General features: G+C 41.3%; 19 protein-coding genes. 10 read left to right on the top strand and 9 right to left on the bottom strand.

Annotated elements, in window-relative coordinates:
• Positions 1-407: 407 nt before the first annotated feature.
• The 7 genes from JMX13_RS04515 to JMX13_RS04485 form a co-directional block, all read right to left on the bottom strand.
• Positions 408-1,118, bottom strand: coding sequence for a hypothetical protein (locus JMX13_RS04515; protein ID WP_201610026.1), 711 nt, complete (start codon positions 1,116-1,118; stop codon positions 408-410).
• A 19-nt stretch (positions 1,119-1,137) separates the two neighbouring features.
• Positions 1,138-4,674 carry a TM0106 family RecB-like putative nuclease gene (locus tag JMX13_RS04510; RefSeq protein ID WP_265088392.1) on the bottom strand — a complete coding sequence of 1,179 codons (3,537 nt, stop codon included), beginning with the start codon at positions 4,672-4,674 and terminating at the stop codon, positions 1,138-1,140.
• 971 nt (positions 4,675-5,645) lie between these two features.
• Positions 5,646-7,037 carry a replicative DNA helicase gene (locus tag JMX13_RS04505; protein WP_201610022.1) on the bottom strand — a complete coding sequence of 464 codons (1,392 nt, stop codon included), beginning with the start codon at positions 7,035-7,037 and terminating at the stop codon, positions 5,646-5,648.
• On the bottom strand, positions 7,034-7,528 hold the full coding sequence (locus JMX13_RS04500; protein WP_201610020.1) for a hypothetical protein: 495 nt from the start codon (positions 7,526-7,528) through the stop codon (positions 7,034-7,036). The genes JMX13_RS04505 and JMX13_RS04500 overlap by 4 nt, the downstream gene beginning before the upstream one ends.
• A 49-nt stretch (positions 7,529-7,577) precedes the next feature.
• Complete coding sequence (locus JMX13_RS04495; protein ID WP_201610018.1) at positions 7,578-8,642, bottom strand: replication protein; 1,065 nt, start codon at positions 8,640-8,642, stop codon at positions 7,578-7,580.
• 82 nt (positions 8,643-8,724) lie between these two features.
• On the bottom strand, positions 8,725-9,405 hold the full coding sequence (locus JMX13_RS04490) for an antA/AntB antirepressor family protein (RefSeq protein WP_201610016.1): 681 nt from the start codon (positions 9,403-9,405) through the stop codon (positions 8,725-8,727).
• Between the two features lie 81 nt (positions 9,406-9,486).
• The gene (locus JMX13_RS04485) at positions 9,487-9,744 is read right to left on the bottom strand and encodes a helix-turn-helix domain-containing protein (RefSeq protein WP_227686215.1); all 258 of its coding nucleotides are present in this window, start codon (positions 9,742-9,744) and stop codon (positions 9,487-9,489) included.
• A gap of 195 nt (positions 9,745-9,939) precedes the next feature.
• On the opposite strand from JMX13_RS04485, the gene JMX13_RS04480 reads away from it, so the two are divergent.
• The 5 genes from JMX13_RS04480 (at position 9,940) to JMX13_RS04460 (ending at position 12,992) form a co-directional block, all read left to right on the top strand.
• On the top strand, positions 9,940-10,650 hold the full coding sequence (locus JMX13_RS04480; protein ID WP_201610014.1) for a helix-turn-helix transcriptional regulator: 711 nt from the start codon (positions 9,940-9,942) through the stop codon (positions 10,648-10,650).
• 363 nt (positions 10,651-11,013) lie between these two features.
• The gene (locus JMX13_RS04475) at positions 11,014-11,166 is read left to right on the top strand and encodes a hypothetical protein (RefSeq protein ID WP_201610012.1); all 153 of its coding nucleotides are present in this window, start codon (positions 11,014-11,016) and stop codon (positions 11,164-11,166) included.
• A gap of 331 nt (positions 11,167-11,497) precedes the next feature.
• Positions 11,498-11,692: a hypothetical protein gene (locus tag JMX13_RS04470; RefSeq protein WP_201610010.1), complete on the top strand. Its 195-nt coding sequence runs from the start codon at positions 11,498-11,500 to the stop codon at positions 11,690-11,692.
• A 2-nt stretch (positions 11,693-11,694) separates the two neighbouring features.
• Positions 11,695-12,696, top strand: coding sequence for an AAA family ATPase (locus JMX13_RS04465; protein WP_201610008.1), 1,002 nt, complete (start codon positions 11,695-11,697; stop codon positions 12,694-12,696).
• A 98-nt stretch (positions 12,697-12,794) separates the two neighbouring features.
• Positions 12,795-12,992: a hypothetical protein gene (locus tag JMX13_RS04460; RefSeq protein ID WP_201610006.1), complete on the top strand. Its 198-nt coding sequence runs from the start codon at positions 12,795-12,797 to the stop codon at positions 12,990-12,992.
• A 247-nt stretch (positions 12,993-13,239) separates the two neighbouring features.
• Here JMX13_RS04460 and JMX13_RS04455 read toward each other — a convergent pair whose 3' ends face one another.
• Positions 13,240-13,998 carry a hypothetical protein gene (locus tag JMX13_RS04455; RefSeq protein WP_201610004.1) on the bottom strand — a complete coding sequence of 253 codons (759 nt, stop codon included), beginning with the start codon at positions 13,996-13,998 and terminating at the stop codon, positions 13,240-13,242.
• Between the two features lie 324 nt (positions 13,999-14,322).
• On the opposite strand from JMX13_RS04455, the gene JMX13_RS04450 reads away from it, so the two are divergent.
• Entirely contained in the window at positions 14,323-15,024 is a 702-nt protein-coding gene (locus JMX13_RS04450) for a DUF1003 domain-containing protein (protein WP_201610002.1), read from the top strand.
• Positions 15,025-15,116: 92 nt separating this feature from the next.
• Here JMX13_RS04450 and JMX13_RS04445 read toward each other — a convergent pair whose 3' ends face one another.
• Positions 15,117-15,902 (bottom strand): UTRA domain-containing protein, encoded by a 786-nt coding sequence (locus tag JMX13_RS04445; protein WP_201610000.1) that lies wholly within the window; start codon positions 15,900-15,902, stop codon positions 15,117-15,119.
• A 269-nt stretch (positions 15,903-16,171) separates the two neighbouring features.
• On the opposite strand from JMX13_RS04445, the gene hutU reads away from it, so the two are divergent.
• The 4 genes from hutU (at position 16,172) to hutG (ending at position 22,092) form a co-directional block, all read left to right on the top strand.
• Positions 16,172-17,890 carry a urocanate hydratase gene (gene hutU / locus JMX13_RS04440; RefSeq protein ID WP_227686214.1) on the top strand — a complete coding sequence of 573 codons (1,719 nt, stop codon included), beginning with the start codon at positions 16,172-16,174 and terminating at the stop codon, positions 17,888-17,890.
• 69 nt (positions 17,891-17,959) lie between these two features.
• Complete coding sequence (locus JMX13_RS04435; RefSeq protein ID WP_265088391.1) at positions 17,960-19,351, top strand: YjiH family protein; 1,392 nt, start codon at positions 17,960-17,962, stop codon at positions 19,349-19,351.
• Positions 19,352-19,435: 84 nt separating this feature from the next.
• Positions 19,436-20,998: a histidine ammonia-lyase gene (gene hutH, locus JMX13_RS04430; protein ID WP_201609998.1), complete on the top strand. Its 1,563-nt coding sequence runs from the start codon at positions 19,436-19,438 to the stop codon at positions 20,996-20,998.
• Positions 20,999-21,027: 29 nt separating this feature from the next.
• Positions 21,028-22,092, top strand: coding sequence for a formimidoylglutamase (hutG, locus tag JMX13_RS04425; RefSeq protein ID WP_201609996.1), 1,065 nt, complete (start codon positions 21,028-21,030; stop codon positions 22,090-22,092).
• Positions 22,093-22,115 lie beyond the last annotated feature (23 nt).

The raw sequence follows: 22,115 nt of genomic DNA, 5'->3' as shown, positions 1-22,115 counted from the left end.
TGGATGGAAAATGACTTATCTAAATTGTTTTATGATATTCATCCAAATCATAACTCTTTTGTAGTGCAGTGACTATAGTAAAAAAGGCATTAGGACAATCATTACCACGATTTTCATTAGATTATCGTAAATTTAAGACGAGCGATAATGTCATAGTTTACTATTAACTACATTGTCCATTAATAACTAACAACCATGCTAATTGGCACTTTTAATCTGGATTTAAATTTTCTACATATAGTGAAAGCATCTTAAAAACGCTACAGTGCTGCTGATCTCAATTTTTTGCCGCCTCTGTCTGCATAGGCACAGCAAGCAAGAAAAATTGAGATCAGCGGTAATAGATGTATCGATATTACGTTTCTCTGACTATATCTATAGTTAAGGCCATCATTTGAAACCTTCTATTATCTAGCATAATATAGCCTGCGCCTACGTTCTTGAGAGGAGCTATAACGTTCTGCTTTAGCTACCTCCATCTCTTCATAGGTTTGAAATAAATCAGATGAGATAAGTAGATCTTCTTTCATATCAACTGCAGGCAAGTAGGTTAATCTACCTGCGAGAATTGAACGCAATACTTTTTTAGCATCACTATCAGGCATATTCTCAATTAATTCAAAACAGCTATCAATGTCTGCTAGCTGCAACTTGATTAACATTTTAGCGCTTTCATATACCTTAAAATTCCCGTTACTAACTGCGTTACACCATAAAGCGACTAATTTTTCAGGGCGAGCTACAGGCACGTTTTGTACGCCGAATATTTGCTTACGTATTATCATATTATTAACTGCAAGACCTTTTGGAGCGTATTGGGCCAAAAGCATCAAATCATAAGAATTAAGCTCGTTCGGTTCATCTTTTATTGTGATAACTATTTGTTGGTAATCATTTATTGTAAAATCAATCTCACGGTTTTGTAGAGCCTTTTTAAAGTGATCGCAATCACTTTCAAGCATCATAAAGTCAATAGCGGTGGTCGCACGAGGAGGAGCATACTCTGAATAAGCGACACTACCAACGATAACAAAACTGATTGCCTCATTTTCAAAAATTCTAATTAATTTTTGAAAATGTGCTTGGAAGCTATTCATTCGATTTTCTGACTCGAACATACTTAGAACGTCCATTGACTCACTCATACTCACCTGTAGGTTTTTCATATGTATGTATATTATTTAGACTATCCATATATATTATGGCACCAAACAAACTTACTTTCTTCAACTGTTCAACACTATTGACAGAGATATTAACAAGATTAGGGCTTGCTACCACGATAGCCAATGTTTGTGCTCTAGAAACTGCCACGTTAATGCGGTTTTTATCGAATAAGAAGTCAATGCCTCTAGGCGATTCATTAGCATCACTAGCGCACATACTCAAGAATACGATCGGAGCTTCTTGACCTTGAAACTTATCAACACTACCAACCTTTGCTTGTTCACCCAAAGCTATTTTTAGCTTACTCACCTGATGATTGTATGGAGCGACAAATAACATATCCTCCCACGTGATTAAGCGATTAACTGACTCACCACTATCTTTGATAGCACCAGTACAAAACATGCGCCCCAGTAGCGAATTAGCCAGCTGCTTAATCGTTGCTACCTCCTCATCAGAAGCTTGAGTATTACCCTCATGCTCCACAGGAACAAAGACGATACCTGCCTCCAAATTTAAGTAATCATCTATCCCTTGGCATTCATTACTTTGGCTAGCTGTATTGTCTGTTACGTTGAGGATACGCTTATCATTATCGATGTGTGATTGTAGTTTGCTCTCGTAGATTAGCTGACTGATAACCGTATTCACCTTACTATGCATACGATAGGTCATATCTAAGAACACGCCCATATCCGCAGGGATGGTTGGTGTTTCGTGTAGTAGATAATCAAGTATAGACAGTCCACTTTTAGCGGGATGAGTGCCTTGTGAGGGTTGACCCAGTTGCATTTGGTCGCCCATCAATACTAGGTTTCTAGCACTACGACTCATTGCCACTAAGTTTGCTGTTGCGACCTGCCCTGCTTCATCAATAAACAGATAGTCGAGCTGCTCTGTCATGTCCTCACGAGCAAATCCCCATGCAGTCGTGCCAATAACACATGCGGGCTGAATTTGGCTGGCTAGTTGGTTATTACTGTAGATAGTCACGTCGTAAGCAGCAAGCTCATCGTCCGTCTCTTTGTTGCAGAAAAATGATGCTTTTATATTGTGCTCTTTGCAGTGTTTAGCCGTGCTTAGTAATAGATTGTTGATGGCTTTGTGACTATTACTAGAGATTCCAATTTTTGCCCCTGACTTAAGTAAATGAGCAATGGCTTGTTTAGCTGTATAAGTTTTACCAGCGCCTGGAGGTCCTTGTATCGGTAGGTAACTACTATCAAGATTGCTAATCGCTGCGATGACTTGCTCTAAGCGAGCATCAGGCTCCTTACTACTGACGATATCACAACCTTTGTGACTTAAGATTCTTGGCTTTACACCCGTTAAAAAATCCATAATGGCAGATTTCTTCTGTCTAAATAGCCCTTGTTCATACTCAGAAACCGTTCTACACAATGCACCAGAAATGATATCAGTACTGATATATTCATCGGGAATAAGCGACACCATACTTGGGGGCTCATCTTTGGCTTTGAGTACAATTATCCCATTTTCTAAATCACTTTCCTCTGCGACCAACCCTACTTTTGCATTTTTACCTTCAGATGTCTCTAGCCCAAGCACATAGAAATTACTTGAAGCCCCTTTAAACTCTTGCTCTGGACTAAATCTATATTCGTAGCTTAGATTTCTAGCTCTTGGTGACGATTTGAATGGCTCTCTAGCTGTGCGCTCACATATGGCCAGACAATCTAAATCGTTAAAGAGCTCCATCTCATCTGAGCCAAGGCGATCAAATAGCTTCCAGAATAAAGGTTTGGACTCTCGGCGATGAAACTCTAACATCCATGCTAGATTCTCAGTGAGTTGTGCTTGTTTAGGATTATCTAGTGACTCGGTTTCAGCTTGGTTTAATAGACGATCACGCAGTGCGGTAACCATGGTTATTTCTTCGGAGGTTTCTGGCTCAATGACTTCGGTTTTACCAAGATAATCAATGTTATGTATTAGCTGTTGTTCCCTTAGCCATACCACAAGCTCTTGCGTAGAATCGCAATCGTCAATGTTGTAGTCTCGAATGTCATTAAGAGTCTTTGAGGTTTGCCAAGTATCGCCTTCCAAACCACGTTGGTTTAACTCACGCCACTGATCATAAACGACGACCGAATCACCACCGTCACCTACTTCAGTATCGCGTTGATTGCGATAGAGGCGTTCAACATTTTTAATTGAGTACCTGGGAGCACCCAATCGCAAACCACCCTTGACTACCTTGTATAAATCGACAAACACCTCATTTCTTAGCAGTTGATCCACTTCATACTCACAAACACCATAGCGCCCCATCAGCTTACGACAGGCGGTAATCTCATAACTGGCATAATGGTAAATGTGCATACTTGGATCTTGTTGCCACCGACCATAAACCCAATGGATAAACTCCTGAAAGCATTGCTTTTCTTGTTCACGGTTGTGAGCCCAAAAGTCTTTGAACTGGCGGTTGCCCTGCTCATCAAAGTAGGTATTACCCCACAAGTATTCCAATCCGCCTTCGTCAAGCGGAAAGCCTTCAATATCAAAGAATACATCCATAGGAGAATGAGGCGGTAATAATGAGAGTCCTTTTCTCTCAGCTTGCAAATGTTGCAGGATTTCAAACTCTGGCCTATCGCTGTCTGTCGAACCATATAGCTTTTGACTTTTTATCTTACTTTTTATTTGTATAGCCGCTTGAGCTTTTAGCTTAGCGAACACCGTAGAGTGAATACCACTCATCAATAAAAAAGGCGACTCTGCAAGCTGCTCCATAGTGTACAAGCCTGCCTGATTAAGCTTTTTAATTTGTCCTTTGGTAATACTTGCTACTTGAAATAAATGGTCTTTATCAAGCAAAAGCTGTTCGGCATGATTGCTCCAGTTCCCCCAACTTCCGGAGTCGGCAGGGTCTGGACAGTGATCTAAGTGGAATTTAGCATGCTCGTCTAGAAAATTGGCTTTTAAACTTAAGTAATAGTAGTAAAAATCATAAGTCTTTAGCACCTCCATCTCACCATTGCCAAGCGCAACAGTAATACTCTGAGGCAAACAGCCTTGGATGGATTCAAGCATTTGAGCGTAGCAACACAATTGGATGATGAATGTCGGCTTGACTCTGCTGGCAAGCTTTGTGTCCCATACCTCATAATGCCAGTTGCCAAGCTTACTTGGGGTTTGGCCTGAATCGTGTATTACCTTTACCAAAAAATCAGCAAAGCCAGCAAATTGGTCAAGCTTTAATCTTGCTTGCACAATGACTTCGACGCCTTGTTTCATTGCTTCTAGTGTTTTGATATGTTTTTCGTTATTACTACCCTCAATCTTTACTAGCGTCCTACCCTCAGCTATAAACTTTACCTCAAGCTTATCTTCATGGGCATAGCCTTTTTGTTGCAGTAATTCCATGAATTCATCACTAAGGTCTTTTTCTGGGGTCAGATCTGGATGCTCTTGAGCGAGCCTATCCATCCATGAAGCAAAAGGGCTTTCCATATATGTGGTTAAGTCTGATGGTGAGTAATACATTCTTTCTCTTTTATACATTACTTGCCCTGTTTTGTTATTGGAGTTATTTGTATTGATAAGCTATTCTCAGATAGCCTATATAAAATACCTGTAAGGTTAAATATATATCGATTAATTAGATAAAACCTGATGAACAATAAATTCCTATAGTTTGGATGATGGGTTTTAGAATCTATAAACTATTGCAAAACTACCCACATGATAGATATCAAAAAAAATGATGTAACAGGGGTGATTACCCATTTTTCAACATTTTATTCTCAAAATATTTTAATTTCTGCTCGATATACTAGGATGAATATGAAAGCATAAGATGGGTTTTATTTTTTTCAGTGTTTTCATACTGTTTGCCTATTCGCTTCAAGTTACAACATATAGTGTTATATAATACATAGCACCTTCATGAACAGTATTCTAGTAGTATAGGTATTTTTGATTATCCTAGCCAAAGCAGTTCATTTATAACTGAACCTTGAAACCGCCTTATCTACTCGATAAGATTCATTATTATGAATAAACGCCATTATTTTTTTTGGTGGAGGCTCTAACTTCGATTAGTTTCTCTATTGAGTTTATTCCTCAAATCAAGCACTTCACTTTTCTAGTAACTCTCAATGACAATGCATCTTCGTTAAAAGCAAAGGCTACACTATCAAAATCAATAGCATCGGCTTGCTGGTAAGCGATATCAACTCTGTCGTTATAATCTATGCTGTATGTAGTAGTGAGTTTGGCTTGCTATATCAGCTTTGACATGATCAATGGCGGGTTGTGTCGTTTATCTCGAACCCTTGGTGGGATGTGTTATCTAATAAATCATCGTAGTTACTAAGAATTAAAAAACTAATCATCTTGTGCCTCTCGTTTTCCGTTTAAGGTAGCTATTACTGTCTTGGCTACAATGTACTGATTAGTGGTTTTATCGGGCTGTGAGTGATGTTTTAGCTATGATTAAATGCTGTTATGTATTGCTATGCGTGAAATGGGTGTCCGTCTTCGTCGTACATTTGCGTGAAGTTGGTAAACTTCGATTTTCTGCCATCGAATCCAAGTCTGACTGTGCCAATCTCACCATGTCTATTTTTGCCAATGATGATTTCCGCTACTCCTTTTTGTTCGCTGTTTTCGTTATAGATTTCATCACGATAGACAAAAATGATGATATCCGCGTCTTGCTCAATAGAACCTGACGATCTAAGGTCTGAGTTAATTGGGCGTTTGTTTGGGCGTTTTTCAAGTTCACGGTTTAGCTGTGATAGTAAAATGACAGGGCAACCAAGCTCTTTAGCAAGTGCCTTGAAGTTACATGTGACCTCAGCTAGTGAGTTGGTCAAGTTGTTTGCGTCAAGACCACCCATAATCTGTAAGTAATCAACAACAACAACGCCAATCTCATTACCCTGTGATTTAAGTTGTATCAATCTTGCTCTGATTTGCTGAAATGTTAATCTGGCGCGGTCGTCAACGTGGAGCGGGTAGCCTTTATTAATATTGGTTATAACTTTGAATACACGCGCCCACTCATCCTCACTGAGCGTGCCATTTTTCAAGCTCTTCATATCAACGTTTGCCGCAGCTGATATGTATTTCTCCATTATTTCGTCTTTGGTCATTTCAAGTGAGAATATAACGCCTAGCTTTTCACTGACAACGTTACCGTCTTGATCTAAAGAGCGGTGAATTTCAATCATGTTTGACGCTGCATTCAATCCAAGGGTCGTCTTGCCCATCGCTGGTCTTGCTGCCAGTACAACTAAGTGACCATTTTGAATCAGTGCTTTGCCATCTAAGTCAAAGAACCCAGTCTTTTGAGATTTTGGCTTAATACCTTTCATTAGATCTGATTGCTTGTCTATAAAACCTTTGACCAAGTAACTGATTGACTGAGATTGGTTGTCAGCGTCGTTATCACTCTCTGACACTTTAAGCAGCTCTGAGACGATATCACTGACTTTTACGTCAACATCTTTGCCGTCATCATTGATAACACCTTTTGCGTTATCAAGCACCGCTCTAATACGTCTTTGCTGTGACAGCTCCTTGATACGTGTAGCATGGTAAACTATGCTGGACGATCCTATATATCCTGAACTTAATACCTCCGCTAGATATGATTCACCGCCAGCGCTATGAAGTAGCTTTGTGCGTTCTAGTTGATCGTGTACTGTGACCGTATCAACAGGGTCGCCAGCTTCAAATAAGAATTTAATTACTCTGAATAAAAGGCGGTTTTTCTCAGCCGCAAAATCGTCTTCAACAATGATTTCGCATACTTTGTTGTAAGTGTTTTCGTCGCTCATTAGCGTTGCTAGTACGCCATTCTCATAACTTAAGTTATATAGAGGTTTTTGTAAGTCGTTCATAGTGATTCCCTGATTAAGTTAATGTATCTATCTGATATGACTGATTGCTCTTCTAAGCTAATTCTTGGTGCTTCTAGTACCTTTTTATCATTCTGCTTGATAAGCTTAATGGCGATAACGTTTTGATTGAATTTGGCGCTATCCTGAGTGTGTTCTGTGCATACAGTCTTGTAAATCTCATTCCAAATCTTGAGTGTCGATGTTTCAGGCTCACTCGCTAACTTCTCTATTCCAATCCTTTTTGACGCCTCATGACAGACAGGGTGTAAATAATTTCTGTTAGCGGCTGCGACGTAAGCAACATAACTATCAGGGTATTGGTTATTTGCTTGCCTGCCTAGCTCTAAGAAGTCAGCTGCGGTGGTTGGTAGCCATGACTGAGATATTGACTTTCTGAGCGCCCTCTCTAATCCTTGCTTGGTAGCTCTCAAGTCGGTCAGTGCTATTGCCCAAAGCTCTATGCGCTGCTTACCCCAATCTTGGTCTTTCATCTTTGTAGCGTGCGATACCTTCCATGTACTAAATAAATTAATTAGAAAATCAATTAACTGTTCGGATGGATTCGCCTGATAATCCGAACTGCTCTCTGAGTTGCTGTTGGTACAAGTCTGCGTTTGAAGCTGGCTGGCTAGCTGATTGTTGTTGTCCATAATTAAATCCTTGTTGGTTAGTGATTGCTGATAGGTTGCTGATTACTTCGTTATTCCATGCTTCACTATTAAGATATGTATGCGGGTGCTTTCGATACTGCTTGTTTGGCGTTGACTCGATGTAGGCCGGCAAGTGATTCATTGTCAGCAATCTTTCTTCGTCTGTCAGCTTGAGCCATTTTTTTTCACATTTTCCACGGTCTTGCTTCTTGTCGTACATTGACCAAAATTCATCGAATGGTATGTTTATCGATTTGGTTAATGCTGAGCCACGCTTGGTATCTTTCTTAACTACTGTTTCATCATTCTGAGATTGATTTAAAAATGGATTGGTAGAATCATTGTCAGAATCTTTGTCTTGGTCATCGACACATATATTTTCTTTATACTTTTCTTTATACCTTTCTTTATTAGTTCCCAATATTTGGGAGTCACATGGTCGAATATTTGGAATCAAATGGTCAGATTTTGGGATAGTCATGGTCAGATTTTGGGAATCAAGATTGTTGATATCGTCTTTATGACCCCCAATATTTGGGATAGAAGAGTCATCATCACTGCTCATATTCTCAAAATCCTCTATGATTTTTCCTTTGATTTCTTGATACATATCGTCCATTTTCTCAAGATTAATCAAGTATAAAGATGTTGATTTCTGGCGTCTTTTAACGCAAATTAGCCCTTGTTTCTCAAGACCTTTTATTGCGCTTGTAACAGTGTTTTTACTCATGTTGCACACTTTTTGCAGGTAAGTACCTGACAACGCTCTTGATCTTCCGTCATAGCCCTCAGTTGCACGGTAGATTCTGACAAATACACTAAATTCACTTGGGGTAAGGTCTTGTTGTAGGTAAAACAATCTGTTATCCATAGAGGTAAACCCGTATTCAAATTTGCGTTTGTGTGCAGGCTTGCAAGCGTCTTCATGCTGATTTGACCCATCTTTTGTTTTCATGTTATAGTCCTAATATGGTGTAACTTGTATTGATATTGAATGAAGCTCTTAGATTGCCGTCTAAGAGCTTCATTTTTGTCTGCTATGCAATAGACTTAACTGCAAGTCTTTCGACTATCCAAGACTCACCAGCCAGCGTGAACATCGCTTGCGTATAGCCATTGCTTGTCTGTCTCATAACGCCATAGCCAGCACTGATAAATTTCTGATTGAAGACTTTTGCACCCACGATTTTTTTGTCGTAAACACCCATTTCATTCAATATCTTATTCATAGCTTGCGGTGTCATACCCATCTTGCTTGCGACGCTTTTAGCGTTCAGTAAGCCATCTTTCTTGACGATAGCGTTGTAATGATCAACCTTTAGCTTGTCCTGCTCGATTTGTAGCGCTTGATTAGCCGCAAGCTGTAATGCCTCACCGTATGATTGCGGTATTTGAAACGCTGGCTGGCTGGCTTTACGCTCACATTCTAAGAAGTAGTCACGTATGCGCTCACCAATCTCAGTGCGTACTTGCATTGCTAACTTCTTTGCAAATTCGACTGATAAGTAGTAATTTGTAGTAGGTCGCCCGCCTTGGGTATTCGTACTAAGTCCGTAAACCCCGTAGTCCGTGCCTTTCATGGCAAAAGGGTTGTTTGCAATATTATTTTTGCTCCAACCTGACCAGTTTGTAGGATCTAACCCTAACGCTTGGTAAAGCTCTTTAGCGTCAACAGCCTGTTGTAAGTCGCTATTTTCTTTGATAGTGGGTAACTTCATCTGGTATAATCCTTATTGTTGTATTGAAGTTTTGTTGTGAGCCTCTTTTGATTACAGTCAGAAGGGGTTTTTTGTTGCCTGCTATTTATTACTTACTGCTTGCTGACGTATATAATTGAAGTCAGTTTCAGAGCATAATTCGTCACATGAGATAAGACCGTTACTGATTTTGTCCATTCTGATCGCAACAGACTCGTTGCATTTGCTGTAACCATTATAAATTTGGTGGATATGACCCGTGGTAGTACCTACCTTCTCAGCAAACACTTCGCGTGCCAGCATGTCTAAAGATAAGTAGTAGTCACGTAAGCTGATTTTTTTACTGCGTGAGTTTCTCATGCCTTTAAGCTCCTTTGTTTGTTATGATTTATAATAGTTAAAACTATTGAATATATCAATAGTAATTTATATCTTTTTACAAATAATTTCTATTGATTGTTGGTTCATTCTTGATTTGAGTAGTAGCTACTGCTATTCTATTGAGTACAACAAATAGTTTGTACGCAATAGAGTAAAACCACTAAGGGGCTTGATATGATTAATGAATATAGAGTTGAGAAGCTAAAATATGTGCTGGCGGGATTGAAGCGTCAAAACTATAAGAGCTATGCAAGTATTGAGCGAGGTTTCCATGTAAGCGCTAGTTATTTATCTCAGATAATAAATGGCACTGTACCTTTTGGTGAATTGGCAGCGCGTAATATAGAAAAGAAGTTAGAGCTTCCCCCTTTCTACCTTGATAGAGACGATGTTTTTCTTGAGGATGAAGAGACTAGCTTGTTTAATATTGAGAATACCCGTGACGGTGAGAATTTCCATACCGATTACGCGATAAGAATACATAACAAAAAGGATATGAAGGTCATTGTTTATAAGCACTGTAAGGTAGTCGGCAATAATGATTTTGAATTTTTAGGCAAGGATCGTGAAGTTGAGATGACGCAAAAGTTCTTTGCTAAGCATGACGTTAAGCCAAGCTGCTTTAAGATAGTGATCAATGATAGCGACAGCATGAAACCTTATATCAATAAGGATGATGAAGTGGGTGTTGATTTGAGCCGTCCAAATATCATTGATGGTGAATTATACCTATTGATATTTGGTCGTGAGGTTATGATTAAGCAGGTGTTTAGAGAGGTCGGTGAATCGCTAAAGCTTCATAGCTATAATAAAAACTACCCTGACAGGGTTGTCAGTAAGAGCGAATTAACGATAATAGGTAAGGTTATATACAGAGCTGGCTAGCCAGCAACTAAGCAGCACCAAGCCACTCTTTTGAGTGGTTTTTTATTGCTAAAATTTTGATTAGTAGTAATTTATTTTTATTTGTTTAAAATAATAGTTGCAATATATAATAGTGTATACTACTATTTATACATTGGTTTAGCAAGTAGTAATCACTACTCATAGCAAAAGCACCTAATCTCAGGCACAAAAAAGCCCTCACCGACTCGAATCAGATAAGGGCTTTCACAACAAGGATAGGATTAAGTCACATAACACCTCACGCAATCAAGTTCAAAAGATAAAAGCTGGCATGATTGTATATAGCTACCTAGTCACTGACTACAGCAAGGTGATGTTTGAAGGTCAAGTCAAGTCAACGCTATGTATAAGGTAGAGAAGCATGAAGCGCTAGCAGTCAATGAGCGCATGATGGTTCTTAACAATGACCAGTTCACCCGCGTCAACATCGACAACACAAATTACTCTGGTAATAACAGCTTAAACAACCCTTTTATCAACCAACCTGTACTTTGATGACAATTATTACGGTGATGGCTTCATGTTCTCTTTATACAGTGACCAACAAGTATCACCAGCGGCAATCAAAAAACTTATTTCTGAGAGCATAGCGCGGGCAAGAAAGTCGCTTTTTGATATGAACCTAAGCTTTATTGATAACGCTTGCAACGTTGGAGCGTAATCATGAACTTAATCACAGCGGTCAAGATATCACTAATACTATCGTTCTGGGTAAACATCTTCTTTGTTTACATGCCTAGCGCGTGTACTAGCCAGCTCAAAACTCAAGACGGTCTTAACGCCTCTTACGCTTATGAGCAGCAACTATCAGCGAGGTTAAATGACCATGAGTAATCAACAACAAGCTGGCTGGGAATGGGCTAATTTTGAAAAGTATGAGTATCACTTCAATCAGCTAGATGAAGTAGAACAGAAAGCCATGCTCAAGCAACCATCTTTTGCTGAGCGCAAATCTAACAGAATGAGCTTTGATGACCTTATCGCAAGCTTACAACAACATACTAATAAACAAGGAATTTAACCATGATGATTTTCACTAAAGCAGAACGTAAAAAATCCAAACTAAGACTAGCTCTATGTGGCGTTAGTGGCAGCGGCAAGACAACAGCAGCCCTACAAATTGCAAGGGGCTTAGGTGGCAGAACAGCACTTATTGAAACCGAAAGCGGATCAGCGAGTCTTTACGCTGACCAATTTGACTTCGACGAATTAGAGCTTGAAGCACCCTACACCCCTGAGCGATATACACAAGCCATCGAAGCCGCTGAGCAGCAAGGTTATGATAACGTCATTATTGATAGCATGAGTCATGAGTGGGTCGGAACAGGTGGTTGCTTGGAGATAAATGACTTACTTGGAAAGACTGTATTTAAAGGCAATAGCTTTGGCGCATGGAGCAATACCCTACCACGACATAGAAAATTCTTAGATAAAATTGTATCAAGTAAGATTCATGTGATTGCTACTGTAAGAATGAAGAGTGAGCACGTACAAGATATCAAAACTAAGAAAGTGAACAAGGTTGGCATGAAGTACGAGCAGAAAGAAGATTTTGAGTTTGAATTTACATCAGTATTCAATATCGACAGAGAAGGTCATTACGCCATCACCAGTAAAGACAGAACGAGTATGTTTGGCGACGAACCATTTGTCATAGATAGCAATACAGGTGTACAGCTTCTTGAATGGCTCAACAGTGGTAAAAACTTCTACATGAGCGATGAAAACCTTTTGAGTCTTAATAAGCTACTTAAGCAGCTTGATGATGAAACTCAGGGCAAGGTTAGATCTAAGTACCCTAACTTTGCTGATGAACATGACACAAGATTTGATGAAATTAAGAACGGCTTAAATACTTTGGTTAATCGAATGAACGCTCAGAAAGAAGTTGAGGCTCAAGCCGCAGCTGAGCAAGAAGCTTTGGATAACCAGCCAGCCGTTACAGACACCGACGACGATTTTGAAGAGGATATTGGCTTGACCGCCCTTGGCAATCTAAACCCATCTGAGACACAGAACGGCTAAACTTTAACAATAATCAATATTGGTCATAGGTAGATTTGCAACCCGCCTATGACCAATCCATTTTCTTTACTGACTACCTATAGAATAAGGACGCTGCCATGACTGGTAAATATTACACCACCGCTGATATCAAAAACCTCTTTGGCTGGGCTTCAACTACCACCGTACAGACAAAACGTGATAGCGGCTTCTTGCCAGCGCCCGATCTAAAGGGTAGACCTAACAAGTGGTTGAAACCCAAAATCGATGATATACTTAACGCACCGAACAACCCCAAACAGAATGACGCCAAGTAGCGTCATTTTTGTTTATTACAGTAGTCTATACAGTAGTTATATAAGAAATATTTGTAAACGCCTTATGCAGCAAGGCTTTCCAGATGCAGTGTGGAATCCTGTGGGCGCACCAATCTTTGTATTTAGACATAACTTCGCACTACCTCAATCCTTCGATTACTTCTTGCGTTGCTTCCTCTTATTTTGCGATACCTTGTTATCTGCTTTTTCATATTTAGCCATACATCCTCCTAAGCTTAAAAAAAACCTACGGTTCCTCACACACCATAGTCAAACTCTTACCAAATAATATTTTATTTAGTTTTTGCTGATTGCTAAATACTTTTTGAGAGTCGGCATGATAAATATGGTCATTTAAGCAGTTGCTAAAGCCAAAGGTCAGCAAGCTTATTTTGGCATAGTTGGCAGGGTCGCTGGCTCTTTCTTCCTGATAACGCTCTGTCCTTAGAGTGCGATAAGACTGACCTCCATCACTACTGATACGCTCTTGCTCCTGAATTTGCTCCTCTACAAACTGTTGCCATTTGCGTTGTACGGCGGCCTCGCCTTTAAAAAAAGGCGCAAGGTACTGCTTACACATCGGTGGACTCTGCCTCATCGCTTGTACAGGAGCCAGATAAGCCAAAATAGATAATTTATCGTGGAAGTATTCGCCGTCGATGGATTTTAACAACTCACGCTTATAGGGTTGCGCTTCTATTACGACCTTTAAGGATTCCACTTTACGCTTGCGCAGCTTATACTCTTGATCTAAGTTATCTAAATCTGCCGTTGTTACCTTATCTATATCTCTGAGGTTCATAGGGGAAGAAGTGCTATTTAACTGTACACTAGTTAAATTATTTAACATGAAATGGGCGTTTTCGATTTGCTTGGCGGTGTATTTTTTATTATCGAAATTGCCTTGGATATCGCATAGCTCATCTTGCCATTTATAGGCCTCTGCTTGTGCGATAGTGGCCACTACCATTGAAGCCAGTAGAGCTGGTACAGTAACTGCTTTCATTACTTAAGTCCTTTTAAGTATTTAGATATTTATTGGTGAAACAGTACTACGCTTGCCAGTCTTCATAGAGATTTTTTTAAACACACATTAAACGCCACTACATTTCTGCAGCATGTACTGCCTTACATAACCCTTACTTGCGTAATAGTAAAATCACTAGCAATGGCAACAAGTGAAAATTCTGATATCAGGCTAAAAACCATCATCTTTTGAGTTACATTATGTCTTAACACTAGGAACAGCATCGTACTTCGTCTTGACCAATGTTACTATGATAATTGTTGTAGTGGTCGTTAATTTGAACGATTATAAAGGAATATAGCGATGACTAAAAAAAATGGCTTTTATCACTGTATTGTCTGTGGACAAAATTATCCTATAAAAACCCTTACCCCTATAGGCACAGTACGAAAAGCAATCACAGAAGAAATTTTACATGATTTTCCCGAATGCTTGCCTAAAGATTATATTTGCCAAACCGATTTAAGCAAATATCGAACGAAGTATGTCAAATCATCGCTAAGTTCTGAAAAAGGCGAGGTGACAGATCTTGAATCTGAATTGATTAAAAGTATGCAACAGCATGAACTTATCACCAAAAATATTGATACAACCCTAGACAAAGAATGGACATTTGGTGAACGATTGGCAGATAAAATTGCAACCTTTGGTGGTAGTTGGACATTTCTCATTTGTTTTGCCATTTTTCTAGCCATTTGGATTATCGTCAATACCGTGGTAATGGTCGCCCGTCCTGCTGATCCCTACCCGTTTATTCTATTAAATTTAATATTATCCTGTATCGCTGCTATTCAAGCACCTGTAATTATGATGAGCCAAAATAGGCAAGAAACCAAAGACCGATTGCGCTCAGAAAATGATTATCAAATTAACTTAAAAGCTGAGCTTGAAATCCAACACTTGCATGAAAAGCTGGATCATCTTTTAATGCATCAATGGGACAGGCTCGCTGAAATACAAGAGATACAACTTGACTTGTTATCTGAGATGAGTAAAAAGCAATAGGATAGCCGCTATCTTGTCCGTAAATATAGTCGTCAAATATAAACTTAATGTTGCACTCAATAGATTGGCAGCTATAGCAATGAAAATTAAGGCTACAACTCCCCTGCAAACTGGTAACGCTCACCTGCATGCCACATTTTGACAAAGGTCAATACTTGACCAGCTGAATAGGTTTGACGACAAAGCACCAACGTAGGTGACTGCGGGACAATTTGTAGTAGCGATGCAATCTCATCGGGTGCGGCTAATGCTCGAATGGTATAGCTACCACGCTCGAGTGGGCTTTTGGCAATGAGATAATCACTGGTATTGACCACGCTAAAATCTTGCTCGATAAACTTAGGAACCTTTAGGGCATCTACCCAACGTTCTTCAAACTGTATTGGCTGACCATCAGCAAAATGGATAATCTTGACCTCGTATAAAACAGCAGCTTCGCTATCAATATTCTCAATACTTTTACTACCATCAACTTCCTTAAACTCAGTCGATTTAGCTACCTTCTCAAGACCAAATTTACGCCGTAGCTCATCATTGAGCATAGCCGCCGTAATGCCACGCTTACTGACAACTTGCGCTTGATAATCACGATTGGCAGACTTTAAATCTTGAGCGATATTACGCACTTCTACAAAGGTATGGTTAAACTGCTGCTGTGCGACAAACGTCCCCGACCCTTGCCGACGCTCCAATACTCGCTCTTCACTCAATTCTTTTAAAGCACGATTGACCGTCATACGAGAGACGCCAAACTCTTCTGCCAACGCCATTTCGGTAGAAATCGCATTGCCCGCCTGCCATTTACCTGAATGAATATTCTCCAATATCGCATTTTTAATGCGTTGATATGCTGGAATCGTCTTTATCATCGTATTCATTTTTAACCGTTAATTTTAGCAATAATAATAGGGTCATAGTAACACGAGATAATTTCGCAAACCTTAGCAAAACTATATAGCAGCTGTCGATTCATCCAGACATTCACAAAAATAATGCGCCTACAAAGAAAAAAACCTTGCATGAAAAAATAATTCCTGATAATTTGTATATACAACTTTACGGCAGTATTAATAAGTTTAATATACCGACCGTACAAGATTCACTTTGCTTTCCCGATTGCTCCAACAGATATCACAAGGATAGGATTATGACTACTGATAATGGATTGAACAACATCTCTAAATATACTCGCCGTGACGAGAGTCGCAATATCGCCGCGCCAACTGGCAGCACACTACATTGTAAAAGCTGGCTGACCGAAGCCCCTTATCGCATGCTGCAGAACAACCTGCATCCTGATGTGGCTGAAAACCCAAAAAGCTTGGTCGTCTATGGCGGTATCGGACGCGCAGCCCGTAACTGGGAAAGCTATGATCAAATCCTAGCGTCACTCAAAGAATTAGAAGACGATGAGACATTGTTAGTGCAATCTGGTAAGCCTGTTGGCGTCTTTCAAACTCATGAAAATGCGCCGCGCGTATTGATTGCCAACTCTAACCTTGTACCGCGCTGGGCAACATGGGAGCATTTCAATGAGCTAGATCGTAAAGACTTATTTATGTATGGCCAAATGACTGCGGGTAGTTGGATCTATATCGGTACCCAAGGCATCGTTCAAGGGACTTATGAAACCTTCGTTGAAGCCGGTCGTCAGCATTATGATGGCAGCTGGGCAGGACGTTGGATTTTGACTGCTGGTCTTGGTGGTATGGGTGGCGCGCAGCCACTAGCGGCTACCTTTGCCGGCGCGACCTCTTTAAACATAGAATGTCAGCAATCTAGTATTGATTTCCGCTTGCGTACCGGCTACGTCGATAAACAAGCTGATGATTTAGACCATGCTTATGAACTCATCAAGCAACATACCGCAGCTGGTGAAGCGGTTTCTATCGCCCTACTTGGCAATGCCGCCGATATCTTGCCTGAGATGGTCAAGCGCGCCAATGCAGGTGAAATCAAACCTGATTTGGTCACTGACCAAACCTCAGCACATGATTTGATTAACGGTTATCTACCAAGTGGCTGGACGGTTGAAGCATGGAAAGCCGCACAAGAAGACCCGGAGCAACACGCTGCCTTAACCAAAGCCGCTGCTCAGTCTTGTGCCGTACACGTACAGGCGATGCTAGATCTACAAGCGATGGGTATCCCAACAACCGATTATGGCAATAACATTCGTCAAGTTGCTTTTGATGAAGGGGTTAAAGATGCCTTTAACTTTCCGGGTTTTGTCCCTGCTTATATTCGTCCACTGTTTTGCCAAGGTAAAGGTCCTTTTCGCTGGGTCGCATTATCAGGGGATCCAGAAGATATCTACAAAACCGATCAAAAGATTAAAGAGCTTTTCCCTGAAAACCAGCACATTCATCGCTGGCTTGATATGGCAAAAGAGCGCATTCAGTTTCAAGGTCTACCGGCACGTATCTGCTGGTTAGGTCTTGGTGAGCGTGATAAAGCAGGTCTTGCTTTTAATGAGATGGTCAAAAATGGCGAGCTTAAAGGTCCTATTGTCATCGGTCGTGACCACTTGGATACCGGTTCTGTTGCCAGCCCAAACCGCGAAACAGAAAGCATGAAAGATGGCTCAGATGCGGTGTCAGATTGGGCATTATTGAACGGTATGCTAAATGTCGCAGGCGGTGCCACTTGGGTATCATTGCATCATGGCGGTGGCGTAGGTATGGGGTACTCACAGCACTCAGGCATGGTCATCGTCGCTGATGGTACTGATGCGGCAGCCAAACGCTTGGCCCGAGTATTAGTCAATGATTGTGGTTCTGGCGTTATGCGTCATGCAGATGCAGGCTACGAGCTGGCGATTAAAACTGCCAAAGATTATGGCTTAAAGCTACCGATGATTAAATAACTTGCCCTTGTCCTTACACGATATCAATCGACATAAGGACATCATCAATACTTTATCAAGGATGATAATATGTCTAACCAAGATCTTATGCCACCAGCTAGTCCAGTACCTGACCTACTACTAGGCATTCCAACACCTGATATGACGCCGCCTGAAAAGTTGCTATCAAAGCCTATGGCGCTGATACAGCTTATTGTATTTAGTGCCATTGGTCTGGTGATGTTTTTTGTTCCTTTTACCATTGGTGAGAAAAGCACGATTTTGTTCGATCACGGCGCAACTTATCTGGTCAATCAGCAACATACTTTATCTGTTATTTTACTGTTTATGCTGATGATATTTGGCGTAAGTAAGCCATTTATCGATGGCTCATGGCGCAAAAATATCACCCACAAAATCCTAACCGTTTTTAAAGTGCTGGGACTGATATTAGCAGTGATGTATATCAGTGGTAACGCGCCCGCCTTTATGATGGAAAAGGATATGCTGCCGTTTCTATTTGAAAAACTGGCGCTACCGGTTGGCATGATTGTCCCGCTTGGGGCATTGATTCTGGCATTTTTAGTCGGTTTTGGCTTGCTTGAGATGGTTGGTGTGCTGATGCAACCGATTATGAAGCCTATCTGGAGAACACCTGGCGCATCAGCCATTGATGCGGTTGCTTCTTTTGTTGGTAGCTATTCAATTGGGCTATTAATTACCAACCGCGTTTATCTACAAAAGCAATATTCTGCGCGTGAAGCTATCATTATCGCTACTGGCTTCTCTACAGTATCGGCAGCGTTTATGGTAATTGTTGCCAAAACACTGGGGCTGATGGAATTTTGGAATCTGTTTTTTTGGTCAACGTTGGTGATTACTTTTATTGTTACCGCTATTACTGCCCGTATTCCACCGATTAGCCGGTTTGATAATGAGCTGGACCGTCCAAATTTAGACTACAAAAGAGGCATGCGTCTAAAAGCGGCGTATGAGCTGGGTTTATCCACCTCACGCCGTGCATCGAATTTTAAACAAATTCTATGGTCTAATTTTCGTGATGGTTTGACCATGGCAGCGGCTATTGTGCCTTCTATCATAGCCGTTGGACTCACTGGACTATTATTAGCCAAGTACACGCCGGTATTTGACGCTCTAGGGTTGCTACTATACCCATTTACGTGGTTAGGCGGTTTGCCAGAGCCACTTGTCGCTGCCAAAGGTATGTCAGCAGGACTGGCTGAGATGTTCTTGCCCGCCTTATTGCTCAGTGAAGCGGATATGTTGACCCGTTATGTCGCCGGCGTCATCTCTATTAGTAGCGTGCTGTTCTTTTCTGCCATGATTCCTTGTGTACTGGCGACCGAAATTCCCATCTCTGTTGGCAAAATGGTCATCGTTTGGTTCCAGCGTGTGGCACTTAGTATCTTGTTAGCAGCAGCTTTTGGACATTTGGCGATGTCTCTTGGCTGGATAAGTTAAGAAAACTCAAATAACATCACTATATATAGTGTATAGACAACCAATAATATAATTAATATAGCACCTAAAGTTAGGATTACCCTTATGACTGATATCAAAAAAATAATACTACAGCCACGTCAATTAAGCTTTGAAATGCTGCGCGATATTTACGAGCGACCTGTTGTATTGACGCTACCTGACAGCGCTTATGAAGCGATAGATGCCTCACACGAAGATGTCCAAACGATTATTCGCCGCGATAAAAGCGCTTATGGTATCAATACTGGTTTCGGTCTATTGGCAAAAACTCGTATCAGCGATGACCAATTGGAATTACTACAGCGCAATCTTATCGTCTCTCACTCGGTTGGTACTGGTGAAGCGTTACCGGCTAACGTGGTTCGATTGATTATGGTCATGAAAGTTGCCAGTTTGGCTCAAGGCTTCTCTGGCGTACGTCGCGCTGTAGTCGACAGTTTACTTGGCTTAATTAACAACCAAATTACCCCAAATATTCCTGCCAAAGGCTCAGTGGGTGCTTCAGGCGACTTAGCACCTTTATCGCATATGACATTGGCGATGATGGGCGAAGGCGACGTCTATGTCGCTGGTAAAAAAGTACCCGCCGCTGAGGCCTTAGCGCAGCATGGTCTTGAGCCAATTACTCTAGCTGCTAAAGAAGGTCTAGCGCTTATCAATGGTACTCAAGTATCAACCGCACTGGCATTGCGTGGTTATTTCCTAGCACGTGATTTGCTTGAAACGGCAACCATAGTCGGCTCACTATCTATCGATGCTGCCAAAGGCTCAGATGCGCCATTTGATGCGCGTATCCACGAAGTACGTGGTCATCATGGTCAAATCGAAATCGCCAAAGCACATCGTCAGCTGATTAAAGGCAGTGCCATTCGCGCCTCCCATGATGGCGAGCAAGATGATAGAGTACAAGACCCTTACTGCCTGCGTTGCCAGCCACAAGTGATGGGTGCTTGCCTTGATATCATCAATCAAGCAGGAAAAACACTGTTGATTGAATCGAATGCCGTCACCGACAACCCACTTATCTTTAACAATGAAGACGGTCCTGTTGCTATCTCAGGTGGTAACTTCCATGCTGAGCCCGTAGCTTTTGCTGCCGATATTTTAGCCTTGGCAATTGCTGAGATTGGCTCTATGTCTGAGCGCCGTATCGCTTTGCTGATTGATGCTACTTTGTCAGGTGGTTTACCTCCGTTCTTAGTTGACAATGCAGGGTTAAATTCAGGCTTTATGATTGCTCATGTGACCGCAGCGGCGCTTGCCTCAGAGAATAAATCTATCGCCCATCCTGGCAGTGTCGATAGCATTCCAACTTCTGCCAACCAAGAAGACCATGTGTCGATGGCAACGTATTGCGCGCGACGCCTATACGAGATGGCACAAAATACCGCCACTATTATCGGTATTGAGCTCTTGGCTGCCGGTCAAGGAATCGACTTCCATCGCGGATTAGATACCTCGGAATCTTTGACGACTGCACATCAAAAGCTGCGTGAGCAAGTGACTTTTTATGATAAAGACCGTTATCTAGCCCCTGATATCGAAGCGGCAAAACAGTTAGTACTAGCTGGTACCCTTACTGAGCATTGGCAGTCATTACGTAGCAATTGGTATGAGTCTAAGTAAAATGTTGATTGATTAAAAGGAGATCGGCGATGACTACAATAAATGTTAGCCACACGGCAGCTGATATGAGTCGATGGACAGGACGTGCAGAGCCGTTTGAAACAGTACGCGCCTGCTACTGGTATCAACTAGCTAAGCCTTATGTCTTTGATGATGCTATACCAAGGGCAGGACAGCGTATTGGGCTAGTTGGTTTTGCCTGTGACCAAGGTGTCAGACGCAATCAAGGACGTGTCGGCGCAAGAGCAGCACCGCCATTGATTCGTCAGGCGTTTGCTGCGCTACCTGTCATCGCGGAGCTACAGCAGCGCTTTGATAATCAATTGCCAACCTTATTAGGTGATGCAGGTGATATCCATTGCCATGATAACGATGATTTTGCTGCAAATACTTTAGAACAAGCACAAGTCAATTATGCCGCCAAGGTAAGCCAGATTATTATGCAAGGCGGCTTACCCATTGGTCTTGGCGGTGGTCATGCCATCGCTTACGGTAGCTTTTTAGGATTATGGCAAGCATTACAGCAAAAAAATGCTACCAAGGATAAAGACTCACAGCCGCGTATAGGCATTATCAACTTTGATGCCCATCTTGATATTCGTCAGTCTGATGTCGCAACGTCTGGCACACCATTTCGACAAATTGCCGAGCATCTTGATGAACATGGTCAGCCTTTTCACTATTGCTGTATCGGCGTCAGTCGTTTTTCCAACACTGCCGCTCTCTTTGATCGTGCTGAACAGTTAGATGTGCATATCATCAGTGATGAAGACTGTACCAATAAGAAATGGAAAAAAATTGCAGCTCAAATAACAGGTTTTATCGATAGCGTTGATATTATTTATTTAACGATTGATATGGATTGCTTGCCATCAAGTATCGTACCCGGTGTCAGCGCGCCAGCGGCCTATGGTATTGAGCTCAGTTTCGTTGAGCGCGCGGTCAAACTTATTATGGCGTCAAACAAAGTAAAAATAGCCGATCTCGCTGAGATTAATCCTACCTTTGATATTGATCAACGCAGCTGTAAAGTCGCCGCTCGTCTCTTGGCGACTATTATAGAGCAGCATTTACTTATCACCGAAACGCACTAGCTTCAAAATAAGCAGGAGCACAT

It is taken from the genome of Psychrobacter immobilis (genome assembly GCF_904846285.1).
Lineage (GTDB): Bacteria > Pseudomonadota > Gammaproteobacteria > Pseudomonadales > Moraxellaceae > Psychrobacter > Psychrobacter immobilis_D.
This window is presented reverse-complemented; position numbering and strand designations above follow the sequence as displayed.